Origin of the sequence: Streptomyces sp. 11x1 (assembly GCF_032598905.1) — a bacterium.
Lineage (GTDB): Bacteria > Actinomycetota > Actinomycetes > Streptomycetales > Streptomycetaceae > Streptomyces.
The window spans coordinates 10,343,288-10,358,938 of sequence record NZ_CP122458.1 but is presented as its reverse complement, the minus strand read 5'-3'; the positions used below and the strand labels follow the sequence as shown (position 1 = coordinate 10,358,938).

Genomic DNA, 15,651 nt, shown 5'->3' with positions numbered 1-15,651 from the left:
ACCCACTCTTCCAGGCATCTCGAACACTGTCAGCTGTGGAAAGAATGGCGTATCCGACATCGTGAACAGATTCGTGGCGGCCGAACGAGCGCTTCGCTCCGCTGCTCCGCACCACCTGGTGGACGCTGTCCGCGACGTACTGGGCGCGGACTGGTCGGCGCGGGACATCGAGCTCTACCTGGCCGACTACTCGCTCACCGCGCTCCGGCCCGCGTCCGCCCGCCCGGACCAGACGGATCCCCTGCCCATGCACGACGGCCCGACCGGCCGGGCGTTCGGGGCGCAGGAGCCGTACGTGGAGAAGCGCGGCGACGACCGGGTGCGGGTGCACCTGCCGGTCACCGTGCGCGGTGACCGGCTGGGCGTGCTGCGGCTGACGATTCCGTCCGCCGCGCACACCGAGGAGAGCCTCGCCGAACTGACCGAGCTCGCCCAGGTGCTGGGCCATGAGCTGGTCGTCGCGGAACGGGACACCGACGTGTACCTCCGGGCGCGCCGCTCCAGCAGGCTGACCCTGGCGGCGGAGATGCAGTGGCAGCTGCTGCCGGGCCGTTCCTCCACCCGGCCCGAGTACGCGCTCGGCGGCCAACTGGAGCCCGCCTACGCCATCTTCGGCGACAACTTCGACTGGTCCGCCGATGCCGACCACCTGATGCTGTACATCACCAACGGCATGGGCGAGGGCATCGAGGCCTCCCTGCTGACCCAGCTGGGGATCAACGCGCTGCGCAACGCCCGCCGTGCCGGCGTCCCCATCGCCGAGCAGGCGGCCCTCGCCGACCAGGCCGTGCACGCCCAGTACGGCGGGGCCCAGCACCTGTCGGTGCTCCTGCTGGACCTGAACCTCGCCACCGGGGACCTGGAGATCGTCGACGCGGGCTCGCCCCGGATGCTGCTGCTGCGCGACCGGGGCGTCAGCGCGGTCGAACTGGAGGCGCAGCTGCCGCTGGGCATGTTCGAGGAGACCGAGTACACCGCACAGCAGTTGCGGCTCGAACCGGGCGACCGGCTGATCTTCGTCAGCGACGGGGTCTACTCCGTCGCCGCACCCGGCGGGGAGGCGTACGGGGACCGGGCGCTGGCCCGGGCGATCAATGCCACCCGGCTGCTGCCCGCCGCCGACGTCCCCGGCGCGGTGCTCAGGGAGCTCTCCGGTCACCGAGGCACACCCGTGGCGGACGACGACGCGCTCGTGGTCTGTCTCGACTGGTTCGGCCGAGGGGGTGCCGGCCGAACCGACCGATGAACCAGCCCAACAGTCGTTCCCCGGGGCGGGGAGGCACTACAGCATGTGAGGAGACACCCGTGCCGGAACAGGACACGGCAGGCCAGCAGTTGACACCCGCGCAGGAGGTGGCGCGGTTCCTGCGCGGCCGCCAGGAACAGATCGCCCAGCGCTGGGCCGACGCCGCGCTGTTCCGCACCGTCTTCACCCACTCCCGGGACGAGGCGGTGGAGGCGGGCCGGGCCGTCGTGGACGCGCTCGCCGCCGTGGCCGCGACGGACAGCGTGGAGGACGCGGAGTCCGGCGGCTTCCAGGTCGTCCGTGAACAGCTGGCCCGGACGGCCGCCTCCCGGGCGCGGGCCGGTTCCACGGTCACCCAGATCTCCGCCGAGGTGGACGCGCTGCGGCCGCCCGTGACCGATCTGCTGCTGACCGAGTTCGGCGCCGCGCCGGCGGCGCACCTACGGGAGTGCACCACCACCCTGACCGTGCTGATGGGCACCCTGCGCCTGGTGGTGCTGGAGACCGCGCTCAGCGAGGGCGAGGAACTGATCCACCGGCAGCGGCTGCAGCTGATGGAGGTCGCCACGCCGGTCATCAAGCTGTGGGAGGGCATCGTCGCCGTCCCCCTGATCGGCACGCTGGACAGCGCGCGCAGCCAGGTGGTGATGGAGCGGCTCCTCGACTCCATCGTCGAGCAGCACGCACGGTTCGCCATCCTGGACATCACCGGGGTGCCGACCGTGGACTCGCTGGTGGCCCAGCACCTGATGAAGACCGTGGCGGCGGCCCGGCTGATGGGGGCCGAGTGCATCGTCTCCGGCATCCGGCCGCCGATCGCGCAGACCATCGTCCACCTGGGCATCGACCTCAGCTCGGTGCTGACCCGCACGAGCCTCGCAGACGCCCTCGCCTACGCGCTCCGGCAGTTGGGCACGGACATCGTCTCCCGCGACGGCGCCGGTTCGGGGCACAGGTGAGTGGCGATCTGTTCGCCGCCCACGGCGGCCCGTCCTCGTACGGGGCGCCCGTTCCCGTGCTCAAGCTCGGCAATGTGCTCCTGGTCTCGCTCCAGGGCGATCTGCACGACGGCGCGGCGGAGCAGCTCCAGCAGGACATCAGCGACACGGTCGCGCGCAGCGGTGCCACGGGGGTGGTGATCGACCTGTCCGGTGTGGAGATGGTCGACTCCTTCCTCGGCAGGGTGCTGGGCGACATCGCCGCCCAGACGAGTCTGCTCGCCGCCGGGACGGTCGTGGCCGGCATGCGTCCGGCCGTGGCGATCACCCTGGTGGAGCTGGGACTGACCCTGCCGGGGCTGCGTACCGCGCTCAGCACCGAGGAGGCGCTGCGCCTCCTCGGCGAAGCGGACCCGACCTTCAGCCACCGAGTCCACGCCCGCCAGGAGAGTCCGTGATGCAGACCGCCGGCGGCATCTCCGCCTGCCTGCCGATCCACTCGGATCTCGATCTGGTGTGGGTCCGTCAGCATGTGCGGCAAGCGGCCGCCCAGCTCGGCTTCGGTCTGGTCGACCAGACCAAACTGGTCACCGCGGCCAGCGAGCTGGCCCGCAATACCCTGGTCCACGGCGGCGGGGGCCAGATGGAGTGCGCTCCCGTGGACAAGGGCGGCGCACGAGGGCTGCGGCTGACGTTCAGGGACGAGGGGCCCGGCATCGCCGACCTCGACCAGGCCCTCCTCGACGGCTACACCTCCGGCGAGGGTCTGGGGATGGGGCTGGGCGGCGCCCGGCGGCTGGTCCACGACTTCGCGATCGACAGCCGGCCCGGCTCGGGCACCACGGTGACGGTGACGTCCTGGCTGGCGGGTGCGCCGCGCCCGCGCGAGGAGCGGTGATGCCGCGCGTCTGGGAGGTCCCGGTGCACGACTCGACCCGGGTGCGCGACGCCCGGGTGGCCGCCGAGGCGGCCGCGGCGCGGGCCGGGCTGGACGAGGGCCGCGCCGCCGGCTGCGCCCTGGTGGCCACCGAACTGGCGACCAATCTGCTCAAGCACGCCGGGGGCGGGCTGATACTGCTGGACGTCGTCTCCCGCCCCGACCCGGACCGGGCGGACGGCGCGGCCCCCATGGTGCAGATCGTGGCCATCGACCACGGGCCGGGGGTGCGCGACATCGCGGGCGCGCTGCGGGACGGGTTCTCGACGACGTCGTCGCTCGGCGCGGGTCTCGGCACGTGCCGCCGGGTCGCCGACGACTTCGACCTGCACAGTACGGTGGGCCGGGGCACCATCGCCCTGGCCCGGCTAGGCACCCGGAAGGGTCGCCGGGCGAAGCCGGCCTCCCCCGCCCCCGCCGTCCGGGCCGGCGGTGTCAACGTCCCCTTCGCCGGCGCGGAGTTCTCCGGCGATGCCTGGGCCTGGGTCCGATCCGGCGACCTGACCACGCTGATGCTGGCCGACGGGCTGGGTCACGGCGTAGCGGCGGCCCGCGCGTCCTCGGCGGCCGTGCAGCAGCTGTACCGCGCCCCCGAGCTGCCTCCCGCACAGCTGCTGCGGCGGCTGGAGGGCGCGCTGCGCGACACCCGGGGCGCGGCCGTCGCCGTCGCCCAACTCGACCTCTCCGCACGTCGGTTGCTGTTCGCGGGGATCGGCAACATCGGGGCGCGGCTGCGCACCGGAGCGCAGTGGCAGTCGCTGCTGTCCCGGCCCGGCATAGTCGGCGCCCACCGGGCCGCCCATCTTCCGCAGCACGAGGTGGCCTGGGGGGACGACCGTCTGCTCGTCCTGCACAGCGACGGTCTGCCCAGCCGCTGGAGCCCGGGCCCCGCCGCCCACAGCCCCTCCCTCGACCCCGCTGTGATCGCCGCCGTGATCGTGCGCGACGCGAGCAGCCCCGCCCGGCCGGTCCGCGACGACACCACCGTCGCCGTACTGAGCCCCTCCCCGCCGGACCACCTCCCATGACCCGTACCTGGACCGTCCGTTCCGTCACCGACGCCGCCCGGGCGCGTATCGCCACCGCACGGCTGGCCACCGCGCACGGGGTGTCGCCGACCGACCGGGCTCGGCTGGTGTCCGTGCTCTCGGCGCAGCTGCGGCAGTGCCTGACCAAGGGCGGCGCGTGGCAGCTGACGGCGCGGGCGGTCACGGCGCGGCCCGCCGGCTGTCGGTTCCTGGTCGAGGTGACGTCGGCGAACCGGCGACCGGGCGAGTACCGGCAGCCGTGGCGGCTGACGGTGGCCTGCTCGCAGGAGGTGCGGCTGCCGGACAGCGAGCATGTGCCCGCTGATCCGACGACCCTCGCGGAGGCGCTGTTCGGAGCCGACGAGGACGCGGCGCTGCTGCTGGAGAAGCTCGACGAGAAGGAGGCGCTGGTCGCCTTCCACCGCGAGGAACTGCACCAGACCAACCAGGGCGTCCTCGCCCTGCACGCCGAGCTGGACGCGGCCGGACGGGCGCAGCGCGAGCTGTTCGACGCCGAGCAGAAGGCCCGCAGGGAGGCCGAGAACGCGCGCGGCCGACTCACCCTCCTCGCCGACGCCAGCGCCGCCCTGACCGCGTCCCTCAACCCCGACGCGATCGTGCGGCTGCTGCCGTCGCTGCTGGTGCCCCGGTACGCCCGCAGCGCCGACGTGTGGCTGTTCGACGGGGAGGGCGAGACGGCCGGTGCCGGTCCGCGTCCGGCCGCCGCCGTCGTCGCGGCACGCCGCGGGCGCCCCCAGTACGCCGCCGACCATCCCGGCGAGCTGCCCGGTGTCGACGACCAGCCGCCCTCGGCGATCGACCCCGCCCGGCCGCTGCTGTGCGTGCCCCTGATGACCCGGGGCGCGCCCCTGGGCGTGCTGACGCTGTCGCCGCCCGACGACGAGCGGTGGGACGCCGACGACGCCTTCATGCTGATCGAGCTGGCCCGGCGGGCGGGGGTCGCGCTGGAGAACGCCCGGCGCTTCGAGCACAACCGCGACATCGCCGAGACCCTGCAACGGGCCCTGCTCACCGAACTGCCCACCACGCCGGGGCTGCGGCTGGCCGCGCGCTATCTGCCGGCCACCCGGGGCCTGAACATCGGCGGTGACTGGTACGACGCCTTCCGGCAGCCCGACGGCAGCCTGATCACCGTGATCGGTGACGTCACCGGACACGGTCTCCACGCGGCGGTGATGATGAGCCAGCTGCGGACGGCGCTGCGCGCGTACGCGGTCGACGGCAAGAGCCCCGGGCAGCTGCTCACCCGTCTCCATCTGTTCCTGCACCATCTCCAGCCCGACCTGTACGCCACGGCCGTCATCGCCCGGTTCCACCCGCACGAACCCACGCTCACCTGGGCCGCCGCCGGCCATCCGCCGCCGGTGCTGCGCTCGCCCGACGGGGGTGTGCGGATCCTGGATGCCAAGCCGGGCGCGATGCTCGGCATCCCCCTGCACCAGGAGATCGCCGACCACACCGTGCCGCTGCCGCCCGGCTCGACGCTGGCGCTCTACACGGACGGGCTGGTGGAACGGCGTGCCCTGGGCATCGACCCGGGCATCGAACAGCTCGCGGCGACGCTCGGCGGGCTGCCGTCCACGACGCTGGACGAGAACCTCCAGGAGTCGGCCGACCAGCTCCTCGCCCCCTTGCTGGACGAGGAGCACGAGGACGACGTCTGCCTGCTGCTCTGCCATGTGCACAGTGCCGCCGGGCGGGTCACGGCACAGCTCAACTGACACTTCCCCCCAGGGCACGCAGCATCTGCTCCACCCGGACGCGTTCCGTCGGCGGCAACGCCGCCAGGGCGTCTCCGAGCCGCTCCGACAGGCGTTCGGAGATCTCCGCGAGGAACCGCCGCCCGCGTTCGGTCACCACCAGGCGCACCTCGCGCCGGTCGTCGAGCCGGGCGCAGCGCTGGAGCAGGTCTGCCGCTTCGAGGCGGTCGCAGAGCCGGCTGGCCGTGGGCAGCCCGACGCCGAGCCGCTCCGCGAGCCCGGTCAGGTTCAGCTCGGGACGCCCGCGCACCGCGCGGAGCGCCAGGATCTGTCTCGGGGACAGTCGCGGGTTGACCTCCTCCACTGCCGAGAACCAGAGCGGCACCAGGTTCTCCACGGCGTCGAGAACCTGCCGGTCGATGTCGGCGGGTCCGGTCATGCGGGGGGCCTACCCGAAGTGCCCGCGAGTACACGGCCGTCCTGGCCGGCTCCCTCGCGGGCCCCGGACCGGGCCCCCGGGCCGCAGGCAGCACCCGAGTCCTCCGCACCGAGCCCGTGGTGCTACGCCTTGTAGGCCACTCCCCCGTACACGTCCGTCGGCTCCGGGGTGGTGCCCGGTTCCGGGCGCCACAGCGGACAGGAGACGATCCCGGGTTCCAGCAGTTCCAGGCCCTCGTAGTAGGCGTGCAGCTGCCGGGGGCTGCGCAGGACGTAGGGGACGGCGCCGGTGTCGTCGTAGCCCTCCTGCGCGCGCTTGAGTTCGGCGTCGGTGTCCGTGCTGTCGTAGTGGACGAAGTAGCTGCCGGACGGCAGGGCGGCCTGGAGGCGGCGGACGATCTCCTTGGCCTCCTCGTAGTCCTGGATGTGGCCGAGGATGCCCATCAGCATCAGCGCCACCGGCTTGTCGAGGTCGAGGATCTTCCCGGCGGCCTCCAGGATGGTGTCCGGGTCGTGCAGGTCCGCGTCAACGTAGTCGGTGACCCCTTCGGGGGTGCTGGTGAGCAGTGCCTGCGCGTGCCGGAGTACGAGCGGGTCGTTGTCGACGTAGACGATGCGGGACTCGGGGGCCACCTTCTGGGCGACCTGATGGGTGTTGTCGTACGTCGGAAGGCCGGTGCCGATGTCCAGGAACTGGCGAATGCCGCGCTCGCGCGCCACGAAGGTGACCGTGCGGATGAGGTAGACGCGGGAGGCGCGGGCCATCGTCTCGATGTTCGGGGCGATCTCCCGGTAGGCGTCGCCCGCCTCACGGTCGACCTCGTAGTTGTCCTTGCCGCCCATCCAGTAGTTCCAGATACGGGCCGAGTGGGGGACCGTGGTGTCGATCTTCGACAGCGCTTCCTGGTCGGGAGTGGGGTGGCCTTCTGCCATGGGACTCTCCTGCCTCACATCGCGTGGTCGTCGCCAACTTATCGTCAACTGCACTGCTTCACGCCAGAGTTGGGGCGAGCGAGCGGCGAGTGCCCGGACGGGCCGCCGGGTTCGCCGACATCGAGGGTCACCACGGGTACGTGCTGGGCGAGGGTGCCGAACACCCGGGCGTACGCGGTGGCCGCCTCCGAGACCTCGGGCGTGGTCAGGTGGAGCATGGCCCCGTCGCGCTCGGCCACGGCGTCGGCGAGGTCCAGGGCCTGTATCCAGGTGATCCGGGAGCGGCCCCGGCGCAGCGGGCCGTGGACGAGTTCCGCGATCAGGTTGCCGTCGACGGCCAGCCGTCCGGGGCCTGCGAGGAGTTCGCGGCAGGGCAGGGCGGGGTCCAGGTGGTGCAGGGCGGACGGCAGCCGCCGGACTTCGAACCCGAGGCGCGCCAGCTCGGCGACCACACGAGCCCGGCCGCCCCCTTCGTGTCCCTCGACGATCAGGGTCCGGTACGGGGCCAGCGCGCGCAGGGCGGACGGTGGGGTCGTCCCCACCCCTCGGGAGCGGCCCGGGGCACGAGGCGGCGTGCGCATGCCGCTCCCTTCGGGTGGTGCGCGGCGGTCGTCGCCCTCCCGGACCCGTGCACGGCCGGGAGGTGCCCCCAGTCTGGGCGGGGCGGGAAGGCACCGGGAGTGCGCGTGCGGGTTGTCCGGTTGTGCGGGCGTAGTGATCCGCAGGCGGCGGCCGAAAAGCACGGGGCGCAGCCCCTGCTTTTCAGGGGCGCGGGGCTGTATCACTGTGCGGCTCCGCCGCGCGGGCGCGAGAAGCCCCACCGGACCCGCACCCGGCAACGCACCCATGGGCTCAGGCGATCAGAAAATCCGCCTCCCCCGCCTTCGCCCCCTCCAGGAACGCCACCATCTCCTCCCGCGAGTAGACGAGGGCCGGCCCCTCCGGATCGGTGGACTGCCGGAACGCGACCCGGCCGTCGGGCAGCCGCTTGGCCTCCACACAGGAACCGCCGTTCGTACCGCTCCAGGGCTTGCGCCAGCCCTCCGCGCCGAGTTCGGGCGCGGGCATACCGCTGTGGACGGGGCCGTCGGGTGTCCTTGCCATGTGTCACAACTCCTTGCGTAGTGCCGCCAGGATGTCCCTGGTCCGCGCCACCGGTTCCGCCTGCACGGACATCCGGTCGAGGACCTCCAGATAGGTCACGACATCCACGGGCTGGTCGACGTACTGGGCGCCCGCGAGACCCTCGGTGTAGACGATGTCGGGGAGTTCGGAGAAGCCGAACCGGAAGTAGTGGAAGGGGCCGTACGCCCCGGGGTGCGGCCCGGCCGCGAACCGCATGATCTGGATCCTGACCTTGGGCCGTTCCGTGGCCTCGACGAGCCGGTCGATCTGCTCCCGCATCACCTGTGGTCCGCCCACCGGGCGGCGCAGCACGGTCTCGTCGAGGATGGCCCAGACGGCCGGCGCCTCGGGTTTGACCAGCAGGTCCTGGCGCCTGAGGCGCAGGGCGACGTGCCGTTCGACCTCCTCGGAGCTCGCGTTGGGGAAGCCGACCCGGATGAGGGAGGCCGCGTAGTCGTGGGTCTGCAACAGGCCGGGGACGTACTGGGGTTCGTAGAGGCGGATGACGGCGGCTTCGCTCTCCAGGCTCACGTACGCGCTGAACCACTCGGGCAGCACGTCGCGGTACTTGTGCCACCAGCCGGGCTGGTTGGCCTCGCGGGCGAGGGAGAGGAAGTCCTCGATCTCCGTGCCGGAGACCCCGTAGGTGCGCAGCAACTCCTTCACGTAGGGGATGCGGAGGCCGACCTCGGCCTTCTCCATACGGCGGACCGTCAGGGCGGTGACCTCGATGGCGCGGGCCGCGTCGTCGTAGGACACTCCGGCGCGCTCCCGCAGCTGGCGGAGCCGTTTGCCCAGGACCATGCGCAGGACCGTGGGCGCCGCAGGAGCACTCCCTCCTGAGCGGGTCTCACTCACGTGCAACCTCCCGGGGCGGGATTCACAGCGTGCAGTGTGCCACGCGATCCGTTGACACGGACAGGTCCGCGCGGTTCATTCTGAAATTATCAGAACGCAGGTTGCGGGCTGAGTCGTTCGGCCACCATAGTGATCGGGTGACCTGCCGCACACGCTGCGCAAGGTCCCTCGAACTCCTCCGGCCCGCCCCGGAGTTGGCGCCACGGCGGGCAGGGGTCAAGCCGCGCGCCGACACGATGCGACACCTGGATGGCCGCCGTGACGAACGGATTACCAAGGAGCCCGGTCAAGGGGACCGGAGGGCCCAACAAGCCGCTGGCGACAGCCCTGAAGGAGGCGGGCTGCTCGTACGCGTCCCTCGCCCTCCGGGTCAACGAACTGGGCCGCTGTCAGGGCGCGGAGACCAACTACGACAAGGCCTCCGTCACCCGCTGGCTCCAGGGCCAGCAACCACGTGGAAATGCACCGGAGTTGATCGCCGCAGTCCTCGGCGAACGGCTGGGCCGCGCGCTCACTCCGGCCGACCTCGGTTTTCCGCTCGACCGCGGGCGACCGGTGACGGGACGGGCACTGATGTACGTCGAGAACGTGGCGGAGACCCTGCACACCCTGGCCGAGCTGGGCTCCACCGACATCGCGCGGCGCAGTCTGCTCGGTGCGGTGCCGTTCGTGCCGGGCGCCCTGACGAACCCTCAGCGAGCCTGGCTGCTCTGGCTGGTGGAGAGCCGTGACGCGCCCCGGCTCGCGCCGATGTCGGGTGGCGGGCCGGTGGAGCAGGTGCACGCGATGCTCCGCATGTTCGACGAGATGGACAACCAATACGGGGGCGGCGGGATCCGCACGAGCATCGTGCAGTACCTCACCACCGAGGTGATCCCCCTGCTCCAGCAGCGCGGTGTGACCCCGCACCACCGCCGTGAGCTGTTCGCTGCCGCCGCCCGGCTGGCCGCCATGGCGGGCTGGAGCTCGTACGACGCCGGGGAGTACGGCCTGGCCCAGCGGTACATGACCCAGGGGCTCAGGCTCTGCGCGGAGGGCCGCGACCATGTGCTGGGCGGGCAGATCCTGGCGGGGCTGTCCCATCTGGCGACCAGTCTGGGCCGCCCCGACGAGGGGGTGGCCCTGGCCCGGGCCGGGGTCGCCACCGCCAAGGACTCCGGCAGTCCCCTGGGCCTGATGCGGCTGCATGCCATGTCCGCGCGCGGCCACGCGGCACTGGGCCGGCCCCGGGAGACCGCCGAGGCGCTGCGGGCCGCAGAGAAGCAGCTCGACGCGAGCCGGGGTGCCTCCGAGGAGTCGCCCTGGGTGCGCTTCCTCGACCACCACTATCTCCAGGCCGAGTCCGCGCTCTGCTTCCGCGACCTGGGCCTGGCCGCGCAGGCCGAGCACACGGCGAGCGCGTCGGTGCGCGCCCACGCCGACCGTCGCCGACGCCAGGCCATCAGCCGTTCCGTGCTCGCCACGGCCCATCTCCAGCAGAACCGTCTCGACGAGGCCGTCGCCACAGCCACGGACGCGCTCGAGGCGCTCGCCGGCGTGCACAGCGAGCGCTCCATCCAGGCCCTCCGCGACTTCCGGGGCCGCCTGGCGTCCCGCCGCGACGAGCCGCTCGTCCAGGACTTCGAACGCCGGTCGCGGGTGGTGCTGGGGGCGGCCGCCTGAGATGGGCGCGTCACGGACGCCCGCCTCAGTAGCCGTCCTGCGAGGGCTCGTTCTGGGCCCGGTCCACCGGCAGGTGGGCGCCGGAGACATCCGTCGCCCAGTCGGAGAGCTGGAACACCACCGTGCGGGCCACCTCGTGCGGGGTGACGGGCGCACCGGTCGGCAGCTCCCTCCCGACGAACGCCTCGTACGCCTGTGGCTCCTCCCGGCGCATCCGGTCCCAGCGGCGGCCCGGGATCAGCATGGAACCGGGCGACACGACGTTGACGCGGATGCGATCCGGGCCCAACTCCCGGGCCAGGGAGGCCGCCAGGTGGACCAGGGCGCTCTTCGCCGCCCCGTACTGGGCGGGCGGTCCGGGCTTCCAGCCCGAGACGGAGCCGATCAGCACGACCGAGCCGCCGCCGGCGGCACGCGGGTGCGGCAGCGCGGCGCGGACGACACGTGCGGTGTGTCCGACGTTCAGTTCCCAGGTGGCCGCCCAGTCGGCGCCGCTCGCCTGCTCGAACGTGCCGCCCCGGGAACCGCCGACACAGGCCACGAGGCCGTCGATGCCGTCGGCACCGTCCATGCCGTCGGAGCCGCCCCCGTCGTGCCGCTTCGCGGTGCCCTCGAGGACGCCGAAACCCGTCGCCGCCGTCGTGACGAAGTCCTCCAACCGTCCGGGCTCGGTGACATCGAGCGCCTCGGTGAACAGCCGGTCCCGCTCCTCCCCGGCCAGGGAGTCACCCAGCGCAGTCAGTCCTGCCGTCCGGCGGGGACACACCGCTCCCGCAGGGGCGGGCCCTCGTCGACGTTCACCATGGTGGGGAACCTGTCCAGCGGCGCCACTACCCGCCCGCAACTGCACAACCCCTCCACCACCTGGCGTTTTGTGTGCCCGGTGCTGTTGTCTTCGACAACAGCACCCCCAGAAACAGCACCCCGGAAAGAGCACTCTCGGAAACAGCAATCTCAGAAACAACACTCCCGGGAAATCACCTTCGAGGATGTGGAGGAACTCGATGACGGCGGTCAGTGTCGGCACGTCCCGCCGACGGATCCCTGCCGCGGCAGCGCACGACCCCGGGTGGAGCGTCCACGACGCCCCGTCCGGCGGGGTGGGGCGCCCCCCGGGCGCGGTGAGGCTGCCTTGATCTCCCTGGAGAGGTCCCGCCTCGTCAGGATGGCGGTACCCGCGCACCCCTCGCGTGCCGCTGGAGTACGGCGCACGGTGGCGGCGCATCTGGCCCGCTGGGAGCTGTCCGCGATTCTCGACGACGCGGTCCTCGCCACCGGAGAACTCTTCGCCAACGCGGTCCGGCACGGGAGCGCCGATCCCGGCGACACCATCGCCGTGGTCCTCGAGTGCTCCGGGCGCGAACTGCGCGTCACCCTCGCCGACCCCTCGCCCGTGCCGCCCCGGCCTCGCACGGCACCCGCGTCCGCCGAGGCCGGGCGGGGGCTGTCCATCGTGTCCGCGCTGGCCGACGACTGGGGCACCGAGCCGCCGGAGCCGGGGGACGCGGGCAAGAGGGTGTGGTTCTCGCTCGCGGTGCGGGAGCCGGCGTGAAGGGCGCCCCGGCCATGGAACCCACGTCGCGACCCGCGCCCGGCACCGGTCCGCCCCGCGAGCGGGTGCTCGCCGCCGAGCTGATCCGCCGGGCCGAGGACGAGCGGCAGCTGGCCCGGGAGGCCCGGTCCGCGCCCGCCGCTCGGGCCCGGGACCGCATCGCCGCGTGCCACACCGACAACGGCGAGGCCCTGCGCTCGATCGTCGCCCGTCACGGGTGGCCCACAGCCGAGTCGGTCGGCGAACCCGCATCGACGGCGGCCCTCATGCTCCTGCTGCACTACCCCGACCTCGGCTTCCAGCTCACGTGCCGCGACCTGATCGCCGAGGCGGTCGCGGACGGCCGCTGTCCCGCGGTGCACCACGCGTACATCGCCGACCACTGCGCCGTCGCCCTGAACCAGCCCCAGTTCTACGGCACCCGCATCGACCCCGGCACCCTGTTCCCGTACCCCATCCGCCACCCCGAGTCCGTCGACGAACGCCGCCAGGACGTGGGCCTCGGCCCCCTGACCGACCATCTACGGGCGGTACGCGTCGACCTGGGGGCAAGCGGAGGGCTGTGAACAACCGTGTGTCCACGAGGACCGCGCGGTGCCCACCGGAGGCAGACGGCGATCATGGCCCGGAATTGCGACCGCCCCGCCCCGTGATCGCGCTACTGTCGCCCGATGCCCGACCTGCGAACCGAACGCCTCCTCCTGCGCGACTGGCGGGAGTCCGACCTGGTCCCCTGGACGGCCATGAACGCCGACCCGGAAGTGCGCGCGTACTTTCCGGGCGTCCTCACGAAGGAGCAGAGCGAAGCGTCCGCCGCCCGCTTCCAGGACGACCTCGACCGGCGGGGCTGGGGGTGGTGGGCCCTGGAGGTACGGTCCACGGGGCGGTTCATCGGTTTCACCGGGCTGGATCCGGTGGACGAGGACATGCCGTTCTCCGGGGTGGAGGCCGGCTGGCGACTCGCGCGTGCGGCGTGGGGCCACGGCTACGCCACCGAGGCCGCGCGGGCGGTCCTGGACTTCGGCTTCGAGCAGCTCCGGCTCCCGGAGATCCTCGCGGTGACCACCGCCACCAACCTCCGCTCCCAGGCCGTGATGCGCCGCCTCGGCATGACCCGGAACCCGAGCGACGACTTCGACGACCCCTCGATGCCGGAGGGACCGCTGCGCCGCGGCGTGGTGTTCCGGCTGACGCCCGACGCCGCCTGAGGACCGTGTGTCGGGCGTCGCGCGCCGGCGGTCAGCTCGCGGCCCACCCCGCGTAGAACAGGCCGAGGCCGGCGATCACGCAGATGCCCTGGATGGTCCAGAAGCGGACCACGACCAGGACCTCGGACCAGCCCTTGAGTTCGAAGTGGTGCTGGAGCGGTGCCATTCGGAAGACACGTTTGCCGGTCAGTTTGAACGAGCCGACCTGGATGACCACCGACATGGTGATCAGGACGAACAGCCCGCCGAGGACGGCCAGAAGCAGTTCGGTGCGGGAGCAGATGGCGAGGCCCGCGAGCGCCCCGCCGAGCGCCAGCGAACCGGTGTCGCCCATGAAGATCTTGGCCGGCGAGGTGTTCCACCAGAGGAACCCGAAGCAGGCACCCATCAGCGCGGCCGCGACGACGGCGAGGTCGAGCGGGTCGCGCACCTCTATGCAGGAGGCGGGGTCGGTGAGTTCGAGGGCGTTGGCGCACGAGTTCTGGAACTGCCACAGACCGATGAAGGTGTAGCCGCCGAAGACCATGACCGACGCGCCGGTGGCGAGGCCGTCCAGACCGTCGGTGAGGTTCACCCCGTTCGACATGGCCAGGATCATGAACAGGGCCCAGACGACAAACAGCACGGGACCGATGGTCCAGCCGAAGTCGGTGACGAACGACAGCTTCAGGGAGGCCGGTGTCTGGCCCCGGTCGTCCGCGAACCGGATGGCGAGCAGGGCGAACACGATGCCGACGATCAGCTGGCCGGCCATCTTGGCCCCGGCCCGCAGTCCCAGCGACCGCCGCTTGACGATCTTGATGTAGTCGTCCAGGAACCCGACCACTCCCATGCCCGCCATGAGGAACAGCACCAGGAATCCGGGGTAGGTCGGGCTCTCACCGGTGATGACCTTGGTCGCGAGGTAGGCGACGAGGGTGGCCAGGATGAAGGCGATGCCACCCATGGTGGGCGTACCGCGCTTGCCCGCGTGGCCGCGCGGCCCGTCGTCGCGGATGAACTGGCCGTATCCCTTGCGGGCCAGCAGCTTGATCAGCAGCGGTGTGCCGATCAACGTCAGGAACAGGCCGATGGCCCCGGCGTACAGGATCTGGTTCATCGGACGGTGGTCTCCCCCTCGGTCGCGTTCGGACACGCGACTGCCGCACCGGTGTCGCTGCTTCTCACGGGCCCCACCCTATGCAGTCACCTGATCTTCGTACCGGGGTGGGTAGTTGCTCCCGGCCGGAACCGCTCGGGCACGGCACGACGGGGGCTTCCCCGCAGGACGAGTACGGCAGCCGGCAGTGTCGGCCCTCCGTCCCCGATGTCCGTTGGCAGGCCGCGGGCGGGTCACTCGAAACGGTGCTCGCCGCGTGCGCGTCCCGGCTCGATCCGCCCGTCCCTCGCGGGCGGGCGGCCTGCCGAAACGGGCGCCGCCCGGCCGTCCGGCACGCGCCGCGTCGTCCCTCCCCCTCCGGCCCACCGCTCCGGCAGTCGGGCGAGGCTGAGACACTGCACGTCATGGCCTCCTTCACTCCCGCGCGCGCCCTGCTGATGCTGACCACCGGGCTGACCTGTCTGCTGATGGCGGGAGGCGCCCTCATCGGCGCGCTGATCGGCGGCGGTCCCGTCGCCCTGGGGGCGGCGGTGTGCGCCGGTCTGGTCGGCATGGTGGGCTCGCTGATCGTGCGGCGGCGGGCCATGGCGCACTTCGCCATGGCCCAGCGGCAGGCCGGACAGCGGGGTTACGCCGAGGGCATCGCGCACGGTGTGCTCATCCACGTGACCGCCTACGAGGCCGCCGTCTTCCCCCGCACTGGGCCGGGCGGCGTCAGCGCCGAGGAGCGCGAGGCCCGCCGCACCATCGCCTACCGCATGGCCGCCCTCGACGAGGTGCCCCAGCGGGTGCGCCTGGCCGCGGCGGACGCCCTGGCGCTCCTCGACAAGACGGACCGCGAGGGCGCCGAGGAGGCCCTGGCCCGTCTCGCCACGACCGTGCGTCTGGAGTACTCCCGCCTGTGAG

General features: G+C 72.5%; 18 protein-coding genes. 11 read left to right on the top strand and 7 right to left on the bottom strand.

The features are described 5' to 3' along the window. Positions 1-61: 61 nt before the first annotated feature. The 6 genes from P8T65_RS45570 to P8T65_RS45545 are packed head-to-tail and all read left to right on the top strand — an operon-like array spanning position 62 to position 5,891. On the top strand, positions 62-1,246 hold the full coding sequence (locus P8T65_RS45570; protein WP_316731291.1) for a PP2C family protein-serine/threonine phosphatase: 1,185 nt from the start codon (positions 62-64) through the stop codon (positions 1,244-1,246). Between the two features lie 59 nt (positions 1,247-1,305). Continuing rightward, a complete protein-coding gene (locus tag P8T65_RS45565; RefSeq protein WP_316731290.1) occupies positions 1,306-2,205 on the top strand; it encodes an STAS domain-containing protein in 900 nt (299 codons plus the stop codon). Next, a complete protein-coding gene (locus P8T65_RS45560; RefSeq protein ID WP_316731289.1) occupies positions 2,202-2,642 on the top strand; it encodes an STAS domain-containing protein in 441 nt (146 codons plus the stop codon). Before P8T65_RS45565 ends, P8T65_RS45560 begins: the two co-directional genes overlap by 4 nt. Continuing rightward, positions 2,642-3,082 (top strand): anti-sigma regulatory factor, encoded by a 441-nt coding sequence (locus tag P8T65_RS45555; protein WP_215457507.1) that lies wholly within the window; start codon positions 2,642-2,644, stop codon positions 3,080-3,082. The genes P8T65_RS45560 and P8T65_RS45555 overlap by 1 nt, the downstream gene beginning before the upstream one ends. Further along, positions 3,082-4,149 carry an ATP-binding SpoIIE family protein phosphatase gene (locus P8T65_RS45550; protein ID WP_316731288.1) on the top strand — a complete coding sequence of 356 codons (1,068 nt, stop codon included), beginning with the start codon at positions 3,082-3,084 and terminating at the stop codon, positions 4,147-4,149. Before P8T65_RS45555 ends, P8T65_RS45550 begins: the two co-directional genes overlap by 1 nt. After that, positions 4,146-5,891, top strand: coding sequence for a SpoIIE family protein phosphatase (locus P8T65_RS45545; protein WP_316731287.1), 1,746 nt, complete (start codon positions 4,146-4,148; stop codon positions 5,889-5,891). The genes P8T65_RS45550 and P8T65_RS45545 overlap by 4 nt, the downstream gene beginning before the upstream one ends. Here the strand turns inward: P8T65_RS45545 and P8T65_RS45540 are convergent. From P8T65_RS45540 to P8T65_RS45520, 5 genes are all read right to left on the bottom strand, one after another. Continuing rightward, positions 5,884-6,309, bottom strand: a complete 426-nt coding sequence (locus P8T65_RS45540; RefSeq protein ID WP_316731286.1) for a MarR family transcriptional regulator — start codon at positions 6,307-6,309, stop codon at positions 5,884-5,886. The two genes, P8T65_RS45545 and P8T65_RS45540, sit on opposite strands and share 8 nt — an antisense overlap. 122 nt (positions 6,310-6,431) lie before the next feature. Further along, positions 6,432-7,241 (bottom strand): SAM-dependent methyltransferase, encoded by an 810-nt coding sequence (locus P8T65_RS45535; RefSeq protein ID WP_230217634.1) that lies wholly within the window; start codon positions 7,239-7,241, stop codon positions 6,432-6,434. 44 nt (positions 7,242-7,285) lie between these two features. Then, positions 7,286-7,822: a hypothetical protein gene (locus tag P8T65_RS45530; protein ID WP_316731285.1), complete on the bottom strand. Its 537-nt coding sequence runs from the start codon at positions 7,820-7,822 to the stop codon at positions 7,286-7,288. A 271-nt stretch (positions 7,823-8,093) separates the two neighbouring features. Further along, positions 8,094-8,345: a DUF397 domain-containing protein gene (locus tag P8T65_RS45525; protein ID WP_316731284.1), complete on the bottom strand. Its 252-nt coding sequence runs from the start codon at positions 8,343-8,345 to the stop codon at positions 8,094-8,096. A gap of 3 nt (positions 8,346-8,348) precedes the next feature. Then, the gene (locus tag P8T65_RS45520) at positions 8,349-9,170 is read right to left on the bottom strand and encodes a helix-turn-helix transcriptional regulator (RefSeq protein ID WP_316731941.1); all 822 of its coding nucleotides are present in this window, start codon (positions 9,168-9,170) and stop codon (positions 8,349-8,351) included. 303 nt (positions 9,171-9,473) lie between these two features. Here P8T65_RS45520 and P8T65_RS45515 point away from each other — a divergent pair, with 303 nt between their 5' ends. Further along, a complete protein-coding gene (locus P8T65_RS45515) occupies positions 9,474-10,886 on the top strand; it encodes a hypothetical protein (RefSeq protein ID WP_316731283.1) in 1,413 nt (470 codons plus the stop codon). A 25-nt stretch (positions 10,887-10,911) separates the two neighbouring features. On the opposite strand, the gene P8T65_RS45510 is transcribed toward P8T65_RS45515, so the two are convergent. Further along, positions 10,912-11,652: an SDR family oxidoreductase gene (locus P8T65_RS45510; protein WP_316731282.1), complete on the bottom strand. Its 741-nt coding sequence runs from the start codon at positions 11,650-11,652 to the stop codon at positions 10,912-10,914. A gap of 399 nt (positions 11,653-12,051) precedes the next feature. On the opposite strand from P8T65_RS45510, the gene P8T65_RS45505 reads away from it, so the two are divergent. From P8T65_RS45505 to P8T65_RS45495, 3 genes are all read left to right on the top strand, one after another. Continuing rightward, a complete protein-coding gene (locus tag P8T65_RS45505) occupies positions 12,052-12,438 on the top strand; it encodes an ATP-binding protein (RefSeq protein WP_316731281.1) in 387 nt (128 codons plus the stop codon). A 14-nt stretch (positions 12,439-12,452) separates the two neighbouring features. Further along, positions 12,453-13,004, top strand: a complete 552-nt coding sequence (locus tag P8T65_RS45500; RefSeq protein WP_316731280.1) for a DUF6624 domain-containing protein — start codon at positions 12,453-12,455, stop codon at positions 13,002-13,004. Between the two features lie 105 nt (positions 13,005-13,109). Further along, positions 13,110-13,646: a GNAT family N-acetyltransferase gene (locus P8T65_RS45495; protein ID WP_316731279.1), complete on the top strand. Its 537-nt coding sequence runs from the start codon at positions 13,110-13,112 to the stop codon at positions 13,644-13,646. 31 nt (positions 13,647-13,677) lie between these two features. Here the strand turns inward: P8T65_RS45495 and mraY are convergent, their stop codons facing one another. Further along, positions 13,678-14,745, bottom strand: a complete 1,068-nt coding sequence (gene mraY / locus P8T65_RS45490) for a phospho-N-acetylmuramoyl-pentapeptide-transferase (protein ID WP_230217649.1) — start codon at positions 14,743-14,745, stop codon at positions 13,678-13,680. Between the two features lie 404 nt (positions 14,746-15,149). On the opposite strand from mraY, the gene P8T65_RS45485 reads away from it, so the two are divergent. Continuing rightward, the gene (locus P8T65_RS45485; RefSeq protein ID WP_316731278.1) at positions 15,150-15,650 is read left to right on the top strand and encodes a hypothetical protein; all 501 of its coding nucleotides are present in this window, start codon (positions 15,150-15,152) and stop codon (positions 15,648-15,650) included. The last annotated feature ends 1 nt before the right edge of the window (position 15,651 follow it).